Source organism: Kitasatospora sp. NPDC050463 (genome assembly GCF_040655255.1).
Lineage (GTDB): Bacteria > Actinomycetota > Actinomycetes > Streptomycetales > Streptomycetaceae > Kitasatospora.
Window position 1 is genome coordinate 1 of record NZ_JBFAJO010000214.1, and the last position, 1,807, is coordinate 1,807.

Annotated in this window: 1 protein-coding gene; it reads right to left on the minus strand. The window is 65.4% G+C overall.

Translation table 11 applies throughout. The annotated features are described in order from the left end of the window. Window positions 1-1,669, minus strand: a 1,669-nt coding sequence (locus tag AB0J08_RS41570; protein WP_360645396.1) for a family 43 glycosylhydrolase, incomplete at its 3' end; no start/stop codon positions are given. Window positions 1,670-1,807: the final 138 nt, after the last annotated feature.

Here is a 1,807-nt window from a genome sequence, read left to right on the forward strand (position 1 = left end):
CGGTGACCGGCCGTAGCGTGAACTGCTGGTTCGTGCCGCCGTGGCAGGTCCACTGGTTGACCGCCGCGCCGTCGGCGGTGGATGCGCCGCCGACGTCGAGGCACTTGCCGCTGTAGTGGTTCACCACGGAGTAGGTGTCCGCCACCCCTGCCACCGGGCGGAAGTCGAACCGCTGTTCCTCACCGGCGCCACAGGTGTACTGCCGGTACTGAGTGCCGTCGGCGGTGCTCAGGTCGGGATCGTCCAGGCAGTAGCCGCTGTGCTGGGCGACGGCGGTTGACGAGAAGGCGGCCTGGCCGGAGCTGAACTGCCACCAGTTCATGTTGAACAGGAACCCGCTGCCACCAGCGAAACGCAGGTACAGATCGTGGGTCCCGGTCGCACCGGTGACAGGGCACGAGACCGTGCTCCAGGTCTGCCAGCCTCCGGTGCCCGACACGGTGCAGGTCCCGACCGTTGGCCCAGTCGTACCGTCCAGGTGCAGCTCGACTCGGCCGCCGCTGGTGCCCGAGGCCACCCTGGCGGTGAACGAGCCGGCACCGCTGCCGAACGCTGCGCCCTTGACCTTGGTGTAATCGCCGTTCTCGATCCAGCTGACGTTCATTCCGCCCTCGCTGGAGGGTTCGGTTTCGACGCCGCTGCCCCACGCGATGGTCTCGGCCTCCTGGCGGACATAAGGATTGAGGGTGCCGGACTGCGGCGCCCCGGCCGTCGTCATGTTGATCGTCGGAATGGTGCCGTCGGTGTTGTAGCTGAACTTCTCCACCGCGACCGACCGGGTGAAGCCACCGCCGCCGGGCAGAGCGCCGTTGTGGTAGAAGAAGTACGATCCGCCGTTGAAGTCGACGACGCCGACGTGGTTGGTGAAGCTGCTGCCCTGCGAGGGCATGATGGTGCCGCGATAGGTCCACGGCCCGGTCGGGCCGGGCGAGGTGGAGTAGGCGATGAACTCAGAGCAGCATTTCGCCGCGAACAGCATGTAGTACAGGCCGTTTCGCTTGTAGAACCACGGGCCTTCCTCGTACAGGGTGGGCCGGTTCGCATCTCCCGTGCGGGTGCCGAACCCTGCGGTGGTCAGCGGTATCTGCGTCGGGCTGCCGGAGTACGAGATCATGTCGGCGTTGAGCCGCACGTACCACAGCTTCGGGTTTCCGTAGTACAGGTAGGCCTGCCCGTCGTCGTCGATGAAGACGGTCGGATCGATTTCGGAGTTCTGGATCAGTGGACCGCCGATCGCGTCACGGAACGGCCCGGTGGGGCTGTCCGAGACCCCGACGCCGATGGCTTGCGATCCGTTGGTCATTCGCACCGGCACGTACCAGTAGAACTTGCCGTTGCGGTAGACGGCCTGTCCCGCCCAGGCGTCCGCGCCGGCCCAGCTGAAGGTCGCCAGGCTCATCGGCGAGCCGTGATCAGTCCAGTTCACCATGTCCGACGAGGACGACACCCTCCACTCGCGCATCCTGAATGTGGTCGAGTTGTCCTCATCGTGTCCGGTGTAGAGGTAGACCCGGCCGTTGTAGACCAACGGTGCTGGGTCGGCGGTGTAAATGTGTTGCACGATCGGGTTGTCTGCCCGAGCCGCGGACGGAAGAAATGCCATCAGGCAGAGAAGGCTTACCGTCAAGGCGAGGACGCGATGCGACCACCGCTGAAGCGTGAACGTCACTGTTTGAGCCCCTTATTCGATTGGGATATGAAGGGGTGGCGTCGGCGGGAACCGCCACAAGGCGGACCTCTAGCGCTGCAGTGTCAACACGCCCGGCCGGTACGGCAGGAGACCGTAGTCCATGCCGTCGGTGCTGGG